Below are 14,153 nucleotides of genomic sequence, written 5' to 3'. Positions count from 1 at the left end.
AAATTCCGAAATCCGAAATCATCTATCCAACCTTGTACTCTTCCAATCCACCTTCCAACGAAAATACATCTGCATCGGGAATCATTTTGAGAATTAGTTTTACCGCCTCGTCGCTTCGTTTGCCCGATGAGCAGTAAAGGACTTTGGTATTAGGGCTGGTAAAATAGGCCAGGTACTCTTCTATTTCATCGAGCGGGATATGCGTACCGCCAATATCATAGGCTTCACGCTCCTGAATGGTACGCACGTCAATAAGTTCTATGGTATCATCCAAAAGGGTTCGTTTTTTTAGTTCATCAGCGTTGATGGTTGGAATGGTGATAGTTGTTTTTAACCTGCGGATATGCGTTTTTGTCACCGGGCCAATTTTAAAGATACGGCTTTGCATGCTTTGTGCGTCAAAGATCAGCACTTTTCCAGCCAATAATTCACCAGTTTTAGTGATGTACTTGATTACTTCGTTGGCTTGCATGCAGCCAATAATTCCGGCCAGGGTTGGTACCACCCCGCCTTCGGTACAATTAGGGATCTGGGTAGCATCTACCTCGGGAAACAGATCACGATAATTGGGCGAATTAAGCCCTTTAGCGTTGCTTACGTTCCAAACGGCAACCTGCCCTTCAAACTGGTAAATAGCACCGTAAACAAGGGGTTTACCTGCCAAAACACAGGCATCGTTGAGCAAATAACGGGTTTCAAAATTATCGGTACCATCCAGCGCAATGTCGTAATTGCTGATGACATCCATCACATTATCGGATGTTATTTTGATGGCATGAGGTACCAGCTTAATACCCGGATTTTGGGCCTGTAGGCGTGAACAGGCCACTTCAGCCTTATTTTCGCCTTCATCGGCCGGCGTGTATAATACCTGGCGATGCAGGTTGCTTACCGATACCTGGTCAAAATCGGCAATACCTAATGTGCCTATTCCAGTTGATGCCAGGTATTGTGCAGCCGGGCAGCCCAACCCTCCTGCCCCAACAACCAGTACGCGGGCTTGCTGCAATAATTGCTGGGCTCCCTCGCCAAAACCGGGCAGTGCTATCTGGCAGTTATATCGTTGTAAATCCTGATTCATTAGTAGCAACTATTGTATGGTGGATCATTGATTTTACTTTCTCCAATTCTTCAGGCGTGTTCACATTGGTAAGCGCCTCCTGTTGTGGGGCGTTTAACAATGTAATATCACTATTGATCAAAACCTTACGCGGGCATGAATACCCTTGCGCCAAAAACGATAGCAGTACAGGGTAGCTTTTAGGCTCCCATATGGCTATCAAAGGTTCCGGGAAATCGGTTACCGGACTGTGATAAGCCGTAGCCACCGACGAACTGTTCCGCCAGGCTACTAAATTGCGAAGGGTAGCTTCATCCATCAAAGGCAAATCGCAGGCTATGACCAGCCAGGCGGCATCCGGCTGTTCGCGAAAAGCGGAAAGAATAGCCCCGTAAGGCCCTAAACCAGCAAATGTATCCTCTATAACGGGATAAGCCGGGTCAATTTCCTGCTGCTGGCCGGGGCGACCGGAAATGTAAACCTCCCGGCAAAAGTTTTTGAGCAAATCGGCCATATAATACCGTTGCTGCTTGCCATGCCACGTGGCCGTACCTTTATCAAAACCCATTCGGGTACTTTTGCCCCCAGCCAATACCAGGCCGTTTAAAACAGGTTTGGCCTGTTTTAAAGCAGTCTCAAAAAAAGCAACGATCCTTTCACGGTCATCTACTTTTAAAACGGGGATCTGCTGCCAGTGAGGGATAACCTCCTGTATAAAGCCCGGAATTTCGCTTGCATTATCGGCCAGCAGAAAAAGCTGAACGTTGTTGAGATGAGCTGTCCTTTTTTGCAGCGACGCTTCTTTATTACTATCGATGATAACTATCTGGCCATTGGCCTGCTGATGGTTACCATTAACCAATATCAGGTCGGCAAATGAAAATTGCTGTTTGAGCTGATAAGGATATACCGGGTTTTGATAATTGAATTGCTGATAGTTTACCTGGTCGGTATATTCGAGCGAGGCGCCGCTCACCAATCTGCCGGGCAGCAAAGTAATATCATCATTATGTGACATATCCACATAAGCACATTTATAAACCGGTGAAAGTGAACGGATCACATCATCGGCCAATAATTTGATCACGGTACAGGGGCCGCCCAGAATAGCCCACTCGTTACGGCCAAAGTTACCGGTTGAAGGCCTTGACAGCCTCGCGTGTTTTTTATGGGTGCCCGACGGCTGGTTATGATCTTTTAAAGTCACGTTTACCTCCTGTTTTTGAGATCAGTTTGGTTTCTTTTATCACTATATCATGGCTCATGGCCTTGCACATATCATAAATAGTAAGCGCCGCTATTGAAGCTCCTACCAACGCTTCCATTTCTACGCCTGTTTTGGCGGTAATGCTTGCAGTACAATCAACAACAACCTCCTGTTGTTCGTTGATATGTACGGCTACATTGCAATTATCTAAACCCAGCGGGTGGCAAAGCGGTATCAAATCGCCGGTTTTTTTTGCCGCCATGATACCGGCAATAATAGCGGTTTGAAAAACAGGGCCTTTTTTACTCTGCAATTCATTCCCTGCTAAAAGTTCAAATACCTCTGCCGGCAAACTAACAATGCTACGCGCAGTAGCAGTACGGTATGTAACCTGTTTTTCAGTTACATCAACCATATTTGGATCGCCTTGTTTGTTTATGTGGGTTAACATCTTGAACCTTGATTTACTTGATTATAGGATTTAAGGATATTTGCATTTACAATTTACTTTTATTCAGTTTTCGATCTCTATCAGGGTAATCCCAAAATCCTACAAATCATGGTTAAACCTCCAAACTTTAAACACCTCTCCTGCTTTAAAATTATTCTTTTCAGGCGGAAGTTCTAAAAAAGCTTCGGTATCTGCTAAGTTAGCAAAATCGCCAGAACCATTTCCTTCAACAGGCGTAGCTATCAATTGGCCCAGCCCGTTACTTTGCAGTTTTACCTGCAGATAGTATTGTAAAGCCGGCTGAAATGTAAAATCTTTCCCTAATACCGCATATGTGGCGGCTTTTGCGGGCAAGCCCAGCGCTGTATTAAGCCATGTTAAAAAGTAACGGTGCAGGCACATAAATGTGGCTACCGGGTTACCCGGAAAAGCAAACACCAATGCACCGTTATTATGCCTGCCAAACCAAAAGGGTTTACCGGGCCGCTGGGCTACTTTATGAAACAACTTTTCAACCTTTAATTCTTCAAGCGCCCGGGGGATATAATCAAACTTCCCCATCGAAACACCGCCGCTTAGCAGCAGTACATCATAGTTTTGTAAACAGTATTGGATCTTTTCTTTAGTAACCGCGGGCTCATCGGGGATATGCAAAATATCAGCATCGGTACCATGTTGTTTTAAAACGGCCTTTACCATATAGCTGTTTGATTTGCGGATCTGGTACGGCAGCGGCGTTTCATGCACATCAACTAATTCATCTCCTGACGAAACTATTGCCACCCGCGGCATTTTTTTAACAAGCAGGTGGGTTTTACCTACTGATGCCGCCACACTAACGATCGCGGGGCTTACCACCTGTCCTGCCGATGATATAACATCATTTTGTTTTTTATCAAGGCCCTGCAAATGCAGGTTCTGCCCCTTTTTTATGTCGCGGGTGTGTACGCTCGCCGACCCGGCGATGATCTCCACATCCTCGTAACGGATCACTGTATCAACCGAAGCGGGCAACACAGCACCGGTCATGATCTCGATGCATTCCTCGGCGCTGTCGATTTGAACCGGCTCGTCACCGGCTGCCTGGGTAGCTTTGATCCGGAAAATATTGATCCCACTTTCAATAGCTTCATATTTTACAGCTATACCATCCATGGTTACGCGGTTAAAAGGGGGCAGGTCGCGGTCGGCCTTCAGGTCTTCGGCCAGGGCACAGCCCAAAGCCTGTTCAAACGGGAAGCTTTGAGTACCATAATCCCTGATTTGTGCAAGCACCAGTTTTTCAGCTTCTTCAACCGTTGTCATATATATGTAGTTTAAAACTATCCGCCAATAGTGGCCATTGACTCGTGGATGCCTGTTTTGGCTACCCGTGCCCGCTCGGCTTCCCAGCCATCTGCCGGACGGTGGCCAAAAGCGGTTAACAAGGCATCCTCCAATACTTCATCAGAAGCTCCCGCGCGCATCAGATCTTTTAAATTGAGCACGCCATCATCATACAAACAGGTTTTTAACCCACCCTGAGGCGTTATGCGGATACGGTTACAGCTGCCGCAAAATGTACGCGAATAAGCGGCTATAATACCAATTGTACCTTTATGCCCCGGGACCTGATAATTGTATGAAGTGGAATAAGCCGGGTCATCCAGTTTCTTTATTTGCGGATATTTGCTTTTTATTTCATCTAAAATGCGAAGGTAATCCCAGTGCAACCCGTCGTATACATGGCCATCGCCGTTAAAAGGCATTTCTTCTATAAACCTGACACTTACAGGCAGCTCTTTGGCCAATTCAACCAGCGGGATAATGTCCTGAATGTTCTTGCCATCCATCACCACAGCATTGATCTTTACTTCCATATCATGGCTCAGCATGGCATCTAAGGCTGTCATCACACTGGCAAATTCGTCGCGGCGGGTAATAGTAAAAAAGCGGTTGGCATCCAGCGTATCCAGGCTCAGGTTTATTGACCGTACACCTATCTTTTTTAATTCGGGCACATAAGGAGCTGTAAGTACGCCGTTAGTTGTAAGGCCCAGCTCTTTCAAACCATCCAGCCTGGATATAGCTGTGAGCAAATGCATAATATCTTTGCGTACAAAGGGCTCGCCCCCGGTAATACGGATTTTTTCGATACCCATTTTTACAAGCAAACTGCAACTGCGCAGCATTTCCTCATAGGTCATGAGCTCGGCACGTGAAAGCCAGTTCAACCCATCCTCAGGCATACAGTAAAAACAGCGCAGGTTGCACCTGTCTGTCACCGCGAGGCGCATATAGCTGATCTTCCGTCCATGATTATCTTTTAACAAAATGTAGCCTTTTTATCCTGTAAATTTAATTAATTAACAGCCATTACACCTTTAAGTTTATGCATGGCAATTGTAAAAATAAGCATTACCCCGCTTGGAGATGTTTACGAAATGTATTTTTATTTCCTTCCTCAGTGATATATCCGGTCTTAAATAAAATTACCAAAGCGTAACCGGGTTATACTCCTTTCGCAATACACACATAAAGCACAAAAAATCAATTTGTTATAAATGAACAGATCTAATTAAAACTTTCATTAAATTATTACCGTATTAAGGCAAGCATCCGCCCCAAAGAATTTATAAAAAGGAAGCCCCCTGAGCCTAAACAAACATAAAACGCAGGACCGGAAGCTACAAAATGGTAATGCATGATCATTAACCAGGCATTACAACAATAGTCATATCAACATCTAACGTAACAGTTATAAAAAATGACAGGGATTATTATTCTGGCAGCAGGCGCATCAAATCGTTTTGGCTCCCCCAAGCAAAACCAAATCTACCAGGGTAAAACCCTTTTACAGCGGGCGATTCAAACCGCGCTTACCTGCCTGAATTGCGAAAAAGTTATTGTGGTGTTAGGAGCCAATGAACAATTAATCCGTCCCAATATAGATGAACAAGCTGTAGGCGTTATTCACAATCCGCGTTGGGAAGAGGGAATGGGTTCGTCAATAAAAGTTGGTGTAGCCGAAATTTTGAGGCTTGAACCCGGCATAACTTCAATTATCCTGATGCTTTGCGATCAGCCATTTGTTGATTCATTCCTGATATCACAATTAATGGAAAAAAAGGAGGTTAATGACTGCGGTATTATTGCCTGCGGCTATCGTGATGTTTTGGGCGCGCCCGCTTTGTTCGATATAAAATATTTCCCTGAACTACTTGGCCTGCAGGGGGTAGAAGGTGCAAAAAAAATCATCGAAGCACATACCGATGACGTTTTTATACTCCCTTTTCCGCTGGGCGCTATTGACATTGACACCGCCGATGATTTAGAAAGGCTTAACCAGGTAGGATAAGATCATTAAGCCGAAGCAACCAGTTTATTTACGCTGCGATATACAAACTCGTTAAAAATATGCCTGCGGGCAAACCGGCCGGGCGAATCAGCATTGATCAGTTTGATATAGACCGCTTTGGGCACTCCAAAATATTCATATACATTACCATCAAGAAAAGTAACTTTCAGTACCTGTTGCTTATACTCAAAATCGGCAATGTTTGATAACGTTGTGGTAGCTGTATAATCGGGCAAAGTTTGAGCACGGGTTTCAGGGGCAATACTTACCAAAAAATGATAAGCTTCAATAATTGTTTTACTCTTCTCTTCTGCCTCTGCCCTGTTGTCGTCCTGAAACCTGTCGGGATGCCAGGTTTTCATCATGCTTTTATAAACCGAACGTAACTCACTTAACTCCGCATTTTCGGTCACGTTCAGGAGTTTCCTGTAGTCGCCAATTTTTTTCATTGTTTATTTAATTCTTTTTTATTGTCGATGAAGGGATTACAGGCAAAAAAGCGCTCAGCACCACCATGAAAATAACGGCGCGAAGGTACACTTTTTTAATGAGGAAAAACAGGAAGTTTTATTTATTAAACAATGATGATATGGAGTAAATATTAGCTAAAACTTTTATTAACATTCAACTTAATTCGCTACCCTGTTTGCAGCTTCAATTTAGCAGCACAAATGAATAAAATACGGTGGCAGCTGTTTAAATTATAAACCGTATTTTTGCGGGCTATGAAGTTTCCCAAATTTGCCGATCTGATACTGTTTGAGAACGACGACGTTATTGTTGTAAACAAACCGCCTTTTATAAGTTCACTTGATGAACGGGGCGAAGGCAGCAGTGAGATCAGCATGTTAAGACTGGCTAAGACTTATTGGGACGATGCGCAGATCTGTCATCGCCTTGATAAAGAAACATCCGGCGCGCTTATTTTTGCAAAAAATCCCGAGGCTTACCGATCGATTTCCATTCAGTTTGAAAAGCGTAAAGTTAAAAAAGTATATCATGCGGTTATTGACGGTACGCATACTTTCGATAACCTGCTTGTTGATTTGCCTATATTAAATGTTGGCAAGGGCAGTGTAACCATTAGCAGGCAGGAAGGCAAGCGTGCCGAAACCTGGTTTCAGTCGTTAAAATATTATAAACATTATACTTTGGTTGAATGTCGCCCGGTTACAGGCCGTATGCACCAGATCAGGATCCACCTGGCTACACAAAGGGCCTCCATAGCCGGCGATGAGATGTATAAGGGCGAGCCTGTTTTTCTCTCCAAAATAAAGCGCAAATATCATTTAGGTAAAGATCAGGAAGAGCTGCCTATCATGAAGCGCTTTGCCCTGCATGCTTATGAAATAACATTTCGTATCAATCCCGAAACCGAAGTTACTATCCATGCTCCATATCCTAAAGACTTTGAAACGCTTTTGAAGCTGCTTGATAAGTTTGACAGTTAAAATTAAATGGTATAAAGTATTTGAAATTATCATACGCCAACGTATTTTTATGCTCCATGGCGCGTAGCTTAAAAAAATCCCTCTTCTGTATTTTGCTGATAATATCTGGCGTGAGCTATTCAAAAGCTGATCCATATGTATATCTTCCAGAAGACAGTCTTGTTCATTTTTTAAAGATCCAGAACAGGGATCTTCAGGATAAAAAACTGGTTAATTATATTAAGCTTCGCTTTCAGCAGGGGCCCGTAAATACGATCCCGCAGGGTAAAAATGAAGTTTATAAAGAGCTTGATAAATACGATGTGGGCGACAAGGAAGCTTTAAAATACTTTATTGAAAGCATTATTCAGAAACGCTTTTTAAAACTCCCCGAAGCTGAAACGGCTATGGTTAAAGCCATTAACCAGGCATCAAAAAACAAAGCCGATTTTTTGCTTTATTCGTTTATTAGCCATCTTGCTTTTATTCAAACAGATAAAGGCAACCCCATAGGCGCCATATACAGTTACGGTCTGGCTCAAAAACAAGCTTTAAAACTTAACGATCCGCTATTGCAGGTATTCTTGAATATCAATATATCCGATCTGTATTACAAACTCAACCTGTATAGTCAGTCATTATATTACCTTAACCAGGCATTTCATATTAAGGAAGAAAATAAGATAAAGGACGACAGATTTTACACGATAATAAGCTATAACAAGGCCGAAAACTTTTTCAGGACGAAAAACCTTGATTCGCTGCAGCGATGTCATGATGATTTAATGGGGCCAAACAACAAAAGTTATAAACTATTCAGCTATCAATATCGTACTGCCTATTATATATCGCTGTTAAAACATGATTATAACAAAGCCATAACACAAATCAAAAACCTTCAAAGGGACAAAAAATATGTACCTAACGATGTTGAGAAACAAAACCTGGCCGATGCTTTTTACCTGAACGGACAACCGGATTCGGCAAGCTCTATAGCTAACCAGCTGCTCGCGCTTCCATATTCTGATAATCACCCTGAAATAAAGCATCATCTTTATCAATTGCTTGGAAAAATAGCCCGGGACAGGGGCGATTACAAACTGGCTGTCGAGAATTTTGACCTTGCATTGAAACAATCAGAAGAAAGCCTGAATAATACCACACAGGTGGGCAATGTATCGGCGCAAATAAAAATTGATAAGATTGAAACCTCGTTTACCGATACTGCCGAAAAATACAGGCGCGAACGCCTTATTTTGATCCTCATCAGCATTACCACAGTTTTCATGTTTGCTGTTATTGCCCTGTTATACCGCAGCGCCAGGCAAAAACGGCACTATGAAAAATTATTATATGATACCAAAAAAAACGAGCTGGCTTTTATCAACTCGCATGAGGTACGTAAACATCTTACCAATATATTAGGCCTCGTTGAGCTGATGAGCGAAAGCAAGGACAAAAAAGAGGAGTTTTTACAGGTTGAAAAGCATCTTTACGATTCGGCCACCAGGCTCGACGACGCTATTAAGAACATCTCAGAAAAATTAAGCGACTAAGTTCCTGTATCAATAATTTTTATCTCAGCCTTACCGGAAGAGGCAAGTATATCTGCTTGTATTAATACCTGCAAGGCTACCCCGTACACGCACATTTGCATTATTGATAAAAAACACCCCTTATTCATTCCCGAAAATATGAAATTGTTAAAAACACAGTTTTACAGACCCTTTTTTACAGGTTTACAGCTATAATTAACGTGTTATTGAAAAAAAATACAAAATTTCTTAACATTTGTAATGAATTTTGTAAAAATAATTTAAATTCGCCTTAATAATTATTGAGATTAATACAAAAACTATAATTAGAACCCCAACTTTACAAATTAATTAAAAAATGGCAACGAAACTCGAGTACATTTGGCTTGACGGCTATAAACCAACACAAAGCCTGCGTAGCAAAACAAAAATCGTTAAAGAATTTAGCGGAAAAGTAGAAGATTTAGATAACTGGAGCTTTGACGGTTCTTCAACTGAGCAGGCACCAGGTGGTTCATCTGATTGTATCTTAAAGCCAGTTTTTGTTGTTCCAGATCCGCAAAGAAAAAGCGCTTACTTAGTAATGTGCGAAGTATTAAGTGCTGATGGCAAACCACATGAATCAAACGGCCGTGCTACCATCGCTGATGATGATAATGATTTCTGGTTCGGTTTTGAGCAGGAATACTTCCTGTGGGATCCCGCAACAAACAAACCACTTGGTTTCCCTGCAGGTGGCTACCCTGGTCCGCAAGGCCCTTACTACTGTTCAGTAGGTGCAAACAATGCTTTCGGCCGCGAAATTGTTGAAGAACACTTAGACGTATGTTTAGAAGCAGGCTTAAACGTTGAAGGTATCAACGCTGAGGTTGCTGCCGGCCAATGGGAATTCCAGATCTTTGCTAAAGGTGCTAAAGAAGCTGGTGACCAGATCTGGGTTGCACGTTACTTATTGGAAAGAATTGGCGAAAAATACGGAGTTGCTGTTAACTGGCATTGCAAACCGCTTGGTCAATTAGACTGGAACGGTTCTGGTATGCACGCTAACTTCTCAAATACTACTTTACGTACTGCAAACAGCAAAGAAATTTTCACAGCTATCTGCGAGTCTTTCCGCCCTGCAGTTGCTGAGTGTATCGCTGTTTACGGTGCTGATAACGATCAGCGTTTAACCGGTAAACACGAAACAGCTTCTATCCATGACTTTAGCTATGGTGTATCTGACCGTGGTGCTTCTATCCGTATCCCTCTGTATGCTGTTGATCACAACTGGAGCGGTTACCTGGAAGATCGTCGTCCTAACTCAGCTGCCGATCCATACAAAGTTGCTGCTGTGATCATCAAAACTGTAAAATCAGCTAAGATTTAATCCCCCTAATAAATAGTTATTATTTTATCCCCCGGTTTATAAACCGGGGGATTTTTTTTTACAATCTGTTTGCCAACTACATATAGTTTTCAATCCAAGCATTAGCTTTATATATTTATGTTCAACTTTTATTTAAATGGCTGTTTAGCAGCATTATTTTGGGCAGAAGTATCTTTTAAATATTGGATATAGTCACCCGTGGTAACCTCATTATAAGCGGCTACAGGTAAATTATAAAGATACATCCAGCAATTTATGTCTCCATTATCAGTAAAAATATCAACCTTCTCCCTGATATATTCGTGATGATTGTACAATTCTCCTATTCCCTCATAATCATCAACTACTTTCAATATTGTTTCAGGGTCATCCATCATAAAAATACTACCGTAAATGTAGCGTTCTTCAGTATTACCGATCACAGCGCCGGGATACTGGCCAATATCATAAAGTCGCCCTCTTATTCTTCCGTCACCTATAAATTTACAGTGTTTATTTAGATACGCTGCAAACTCATTACCAGGCTGCAGCAATGTGCCATACACAAATAAAAATTGACTTGTTGTTTCCATAAATAACTCAAACAAAGGTAAACGCTATCGCGTATTATACACGCACAGGCTATTTTTTTATAGTTTAAGCCATAATAGCTATCTTGCTGCACCTTAACCGGCCATACTTTTATACCATGAACACAGAAGAGATCAAAGCATATATAGAACAGAATAATATCCAGAAAATAAAATTCGCCTTTGCCGATATTGATGGCATTTTACGCGGTAAGGTGATCCACCCTAAAAAATTTATTGATGGATTGCAAAGTGGCTATGGCTTTTGCGATGTGGTATTTGGCTGGGATAGCAGCGATGTTTGTTATGATAACGTACAGTTAACCGGCTGGCAAAGCGGTTACCCGGATAAACTTTGCCGTATTGACCTGTCGACCCTGCGTAATGTACCCTGGCAGGATGATATCCCCTTTTTTTTAGCCGATTTCAGCAAATCCGACGGCAACGATCTGCCGGCTTGCCCTCGTAGCCTTCTCAAACATATCAAGGCCGAGTGTGAAGCAATGGGTTATCATGCCGAGTTTGCTCAGGAGTTTGAATGGTTCAATTTTAAAGAGACGCCGCAAACCCTTGTCGATAAAAAATTCACCAATATTGAACCACTTACACCGGGCATGTTCGGCTATTCTATACTACGCACATCTGAAAACAGCGATTTTTATTACGACCTATTTAACCTGCTTACTAAATTTAATATTCCAATAGAAGGGCTGCATACCGAAACTGGCCCGGGAGTATATGAAGCTGCTATACTTCATGATGAAGTTTTAGCTGCCGCAGATAAAGCAACGCTGTTTAAAACCGCAGTTAAAGAGATAGCCTATAAACACGGTATCATGGCATCATTCATGGCCAAATGGACCGAAACGCTGCCTGGCTGCAGTGGCCACATCCATCAAAGCCTGTGGACTAAAGACCAATCAAAGAACCTGTTTTACGATGCTAACGATGTGAACAAAATGAGCGACCTGCATAAGCATTACCTTGCAGGCCAGCTATATTGCATGCCTTACCTGTTGCCGATGTACGCGCCGACCATAAACAGTTATAAACGCCTTGTTGAAGGCGCCTGGGCGCCCACCACCATAACATGGGGTGTTGAAAACCGCACTACCGCGCTACGTGTTATCAATACCACCGAAAACTATACCCGCCTGGAAACCCGCATCCCGGGCTCGGATACTAACCCATACCTGGCCATGGCTGCAGCACTGGCTTCGGGTCTGTACGGTATTAAAAACAAGCTTGAACTAAATATTAAGCCAACAACAGGCAATGGTTACCAGGACAAAACTAATGGTGTACTATGGCCAAACCTGCATGCAGCCGCAACAGCCATGCAAAACTCCGATATTGCCAAAGAGCTCTTCGGCGAAGGTTTTGTTGATCACTTTACCCAAACCCGGCTGTGGGAATACCGCCAGTTTGCCAAAAGCGTAACCGACTGGGAGTTGAAAAGGTATTTTGAGATTATCTGAACCGGGATTTGGGGGGATTTTTCGGATTTACAGGATTTTGATATGCATGAGGGCAAAGATTGTTATGCTGATGGCTCTTTTATTTTGTTTTCAAAATGGATCAACTTAAACACACCGACATAACAGGTAAAATAATTGGATGTGCTATGCAGGTACATAGCACTTTGGGCAACGGATTTCAGGAGGTTATTTACCAGAAAGCTTTAGAAATTGAGATGGCCTTAAATGGCCTTGTGTTTGAACGGGAGAAGGAGATGCCAATCCATTATAGGGATCTTCATATCGGAACCCGCAGAGTTGATTTCTTTGTATCCGGAATGATCATGGTGGAGCTTAAGGCAATTACCCAACTTGAAGATGTTCATTTGGCACAGGCCACAAACTATCTGGAAGCCTATAATGTAGAGGTTGGTTTGCTATTAAATTTTGGCAGCAAATCATTAACTGTAAAAAGACTCCTAAACAAAAAATATAAACCCTGAAGATAAAATCCAATAAATCTTAAAAATCCATTTAATCCTGGTTCAGAGAAAAGCACCAGGTAAAATCCTGCCCATCCCAAAAAACCTTCCAAATCCCGGTTCAGAAATTAATAATATATTTACACCGTTAATTATAAACCGAATGCTGCCAATGGCGTAACTTTGCCGGCAGATACATACAAATGGACTATTCTTTTATTATCCGCAAGGCCTGGGAAGGGTATGACGCGTCAAAAACCATCCGCGATATTGAAGATATCAGCGCTATGGTTTCAACCAATCACGTGTACCGTATTACGTTTGATGACGATGATATTATCATAGCCAAACTCTCATACTTTGGCAAGTTCGAACATTTTAAGGAGGACCACCGCATTATTCAAACGCTGGCAATTAACCTGCTTTACCCGTTTGAGAATTTCCTGGCCCGTTCTTTACAAAAAAACAACCGCGTTTACATCTATCATCATAAACACGGCAAAACCGATGCCTGGGTGGTTTTCTATAACCCTACACGTATTTTACAGCGCCTGCCACGCCGGTTAGAAGAAAACCATATTAAAAAACTTGGTCAGCAGGTTGGCAAATTCCATAAAGCATGCTCCAGGGTTAAAAATGTGTTGCCTAAATCGTCAAAGACTTTACGCACCGATATCTGGGCGTTGCAGCAACAAATCGAGACCAACCCAAAACAATTTGGCTCCGGTATGCAGGCCGACTTTTTAAAATACCACTGCGAAACCTTTTTGAAAAACCGCTCCAAATACAATATGAGCTCGTTCGAGATCATTCCTGTATTTATCGACTGGAATATCGGCAACTTTTCGGTAACACCTGATCTTGAGCTTTACTCGCGCTGGGATTATGATTGGTTCAGGATGAGTTACCGTTTGCTCGATTTTTATTTTTTTAGTCGCGTAGTTTCTGATATCGGCGACCGTACCGTTTTCAGCTACGTGATCAACACCATGATGGAAGACCGATTCATCATTTTTTTAAAAGAATACCATAAAGTTAACCCGCTTACTGCCGATGAGATCCGCTTTTTAAAAGAAGCTTATCGTTTTTTTATCCTGAATTACGTAATTAAAGATGGCAAGCACTTTTTTAGCGAACAATATGCCAAAAAACTACAGGCTGAAGCTTTTGACATCTATTTACCATCGGTAGACAGGGATTTTGATGCCGAAAAGATCATTGAGGCCTTAAAATTAAAATAGGTTAGCTATCTTTCG

The 14,153-nt window shown here is 42.2% G+C and carries 14 protein-coding genes; 7 read left to right on the top strand and 7 right to left on the bottom strand.

Features of this window, described 5'->3' with window-relative positions:
- Positions 1–22: 22 nt before the first annotated feature.
- The 5 genes from BLS28_RS00430 to moaA form a co-directional block, all read right to left on the bottom strand.
- The gene (locus BLS28_RS00430; protein ID WP_091162199.1) at positions 23–1,081 is read right to left on the bottom strand and encodes a HesA/MoeB/ThiF family protein; all 1,059 of its coding nucleotides are present in this window, start codon (positions 1,079–1,081) and stop codon (positions 23–25) included.
- Entirely contained in the window at positions 1,056–2,267 is a 1,212-nt protein-coding gene (locus BLS28_RS00425; RefSeq protein WP_218134325.1) for an NTP transferase domain-containing protein, read from the bottom strand. The genes BLS28_RS00430 and BLS28_RS00425 overlap by 26 nt, the downstream gene beginning before the upstream one ends.
- Positions 2,248–2,718 carry a cyclic pyranopterin monophosphate synthase MoaC gene (gene moaC / locus BLS28_RS00420; protein ID WP_091162197.1) on the bottom strand — a complete coding sequence of 157 codons (471 nt, stop codon included), beginning with the start codon at positions 2,716–2,718 and terminating at the stop codon, positions 2,248–2,250. Before moaC ends, BLS28_RS00425 begins: the two co-directional genes overlap by 20 nt.
- Positions 2,719–2,817: 99 nt before the next feature.
- On the bottom strand, positions 2,818–4,023 hold the full coding sequence (locus tag BLS28_RS00415) for a molybdopterin molybdotransferase MoeA (protein ID WP_218134324.1): 1,206 nt from the start codon (positions 4,021–4,023) through the stop codon (positions 2,818–2,820).
- A 17-nt stretch (positions 4,024–4,040) separates the two neighbouring features.
- The gene (gene moaA, locus BLS28_RS00410; protein ID WP_091162193.1) at positions 4,041–5,030 is read right to left on the bottom strand and encodes a GTP 3',8-cyclase MoaA; all 990 of its coding nucleotides are present in this window, start codon (positions 5,028–5,030) and stop codon (positions 4,041–4,043) included.
- Between the two features lie 434 nt (positions 5,031–5,464).
- Between moaA and BLS28_RS00405 the strand changes: the two genes are divergently transcribed.
- On the top strand, positions 5,465–6,055 hold the full coding sequence (locus BLS28_RS00405; RefSeq protein WP_091162191.1) for a nucleotidyltransferase family protein: 591 nt from the start codon (positions 5,465–5,467) through the stop codon (positions 6,053–6,055).
- A gap of 5 nt (positions 6,056–6,060) precedes the next feature.
- Here the strand turns inward: BLS28_RS00405 and BLS28_RS00400 are convergent, their stop codons facing one another.
- On the bottom strand, positions 6,061–6,504 hold the full coding sequence (locus BLS28_RS00400; RefSeq protein ID WP_090526427.1) for a KTSC domain-containing protein: 444 nt from the start codon (positions 6,502–6,504) through the stop codon (positions 6,061–6,063).
- Positions 6,505–6,780: 276 nt separating this feature from the next.
- Between BLS28_RS00400 and BLS28_RS00395 the strand changes: the two genes are divergently transcribed.
- From BLS28_RS00395 to BLS28_RS00385, 3 genes are all read left to right on the top strand, one after another.
- Positions 6,781–7,506 carry an RluA family pseudouridine synthase gene (locus tag BLS28_RS00395; RefSeq protein WP_091162188.1) on the top strand — a complete coding sequence of 242 codons (726 nt, stop codon included), beginning with the start codon at positions 6,781–6,783 and terminating at the stop codon, positions 7,504–7,506.
- A gap of 110 nt (positions 7,507–7,616) precedes the next feature.
- On the top strand, positions 7,617–9,041 hold the full coding sequence (locus BLS28_RS00390) for a hypothetical protein (RefSeq protein WP_129569701.1): 1,425 nt from the start codon (positions 7,617–7,619) through the stop codon (positions 9,039–9,041).
- Positions 9,042–9,378: 337 nt separating this feature from the next.
- Positions 9,379–10,389, top strand: coding sequence for a glutamine synthetase beta-grasp domain-containing protein (locus BLS28_RS00385; RefSeq protein WP_091162185.1), 1,011 nt, complete (start codon positions 9,379–9,381; stop codon positions 10,387–10,389).
- Positions 10,390–10,517: 128 nt separating this feature from the next.
- Here BLS28_RS00385 and BLS28_RS00380 read toward each other — a convergent pair whose 3' ends face one another.
- The gene (locus tag BLS28_RS00380) at positions 10,518–10,961 is read right to left on the bottom strand and encodes a gamma-glutamylcyclotransferase family protein (RefSeq protein ID WP_091162183.1); all 444 of its coding nucleotides are present in this window, start codon (positions 10,959–10,961) and stop codon (positions 10,518–10,520) included.
- Positions 10,962–11,077: 116 nt separating this feature from the next.
- Here BLS28_RS00380 and BLS28_RS00375 point away from each other — a divergent pair, with 116 nt between their 5' ends.
- From BLS28_RS00375 to BLS28_RS00365, 3 genes are all read left to right on the top strand, one after another.
- On the top strand, positions 11,078–12,436 hold the full coding sequence (locus BLS28_RS00375) for a glutamine synthetase family protein (RefSeq protein WP_091162181.1): 1,359 nt from the start codon (positions 11,078–11,080) through the stop codon (positions 12,434–12,436).
- A 95-nt stretch (positions 12,437–12,531) separates the two neighbouring features.
- Entirely contained in the window at positions 12,532–12,918 is a 387-nt protein-coding gene (locus BLS28_RS00370; RefSeq protein WP_091162179.1) for a GxxExxY protein, read from the top strand.
- Positions 12,919–13,100: 182 nt separating this feature from the next.
- Positions 13,101–14,138 (top strand): hypothetical protein, encoded by a 1,038-nt coding sequence (locus BLS28_RS00365; RefSeq protein ID WP_091162177.1) that lies wholly within the window; start codon positions 13,101–13,103, stop codon positions 14,136–14,138.
- Positions 14,139–14,153 lie beyond the last annotated feature (15 nt).

This window comes from Mucilaginibacter gossypii (assembly GCF_900100945.1).
Classification (GTDB): Bacteria; Bacteroidota; Bacteroidia; order Sphingobacteriales; family Sphingobacteriaceae; genus Mucilaginibacter; species Mucilaginibacter gossypii.
Note: the sequence above shows the minus strand (reverse complement) of the source record. Positions and strands in the feature narration are given on the sequence as shown.

Coding starts and splice junctions, on each gene's coding strand:
- BLS28_RS00385 (WP_091162185.1), top strand. CDS start 9,379: ATGGCAACGAAACTCGAGTACATTTGGCTTGACGGCTATAAACCAACA.
- BLS28_RS00430 (WP_091162199.1), bottom strand. CDS start 1,081: ATGAATCAGGATTTACAACGATATAACTGCCAGATAGCACTGCCCGGT.
- BLS28_RS00400 (WP_090526427.1), bottom strand. CDS start 6,504: ATGAAAAAAATTGGCGACTACAGGAAACTCCTGAACGTGACCGAAAAT.
- BLS28_RS00365 (WP_091162177.1), top strand. CDS start 13,101: ATGGACTATTCTTTTATTATCCGCAAGGCCTGGGAAGGGTATGACGCG.
- BLS28_RS00370 (WP_091162179.1), top strand. CDS start 12,532: ATGGATCAACTTAAACACACCGACATAACAGGTAAAATAATTGGATGT.
- BLS28_RS00405 (WP_091162191.1), top strand. CDS start 5,465: ATGACAGGGATTATTATTCTGGCAGCAGGCGCATCAAATCGTTTTGGC.
- BLS28_RS00380 (WP_091162183.1), bottom strand. CDS start 10,961: ATGGAAACAACAAGTCAATTTTTATTTGTGTATGGCACATTGCTGCAG.
- BLS28_RS00395 (WP_091162188.1), top strand. CDS start 6,781: ATGAAGTTTCCCAAATTTGCCGATCTGATACTGTTTGAGAACGACGAC.
- moaC (WP_091162197.1), bottom strand. CDS start 2,718: ATGTTAACCCACATAAACAAACAAGGCGATCCAAATATGGTTGATGTA.
- BLS28_RS00415 (WP_218134324.1), bottom strand. CDS start 4,023: ATGACAACGGTTGAAGAAGCTGAAAAACTGGTGCTTGCACAAATCAGG.
- BLS28_RS00375 (WP_091162181.1), top strand. CDS start 11,078: ATGAACACAGAAGAGATCAAAGCATATATAGAACAGAATAATATCCAG.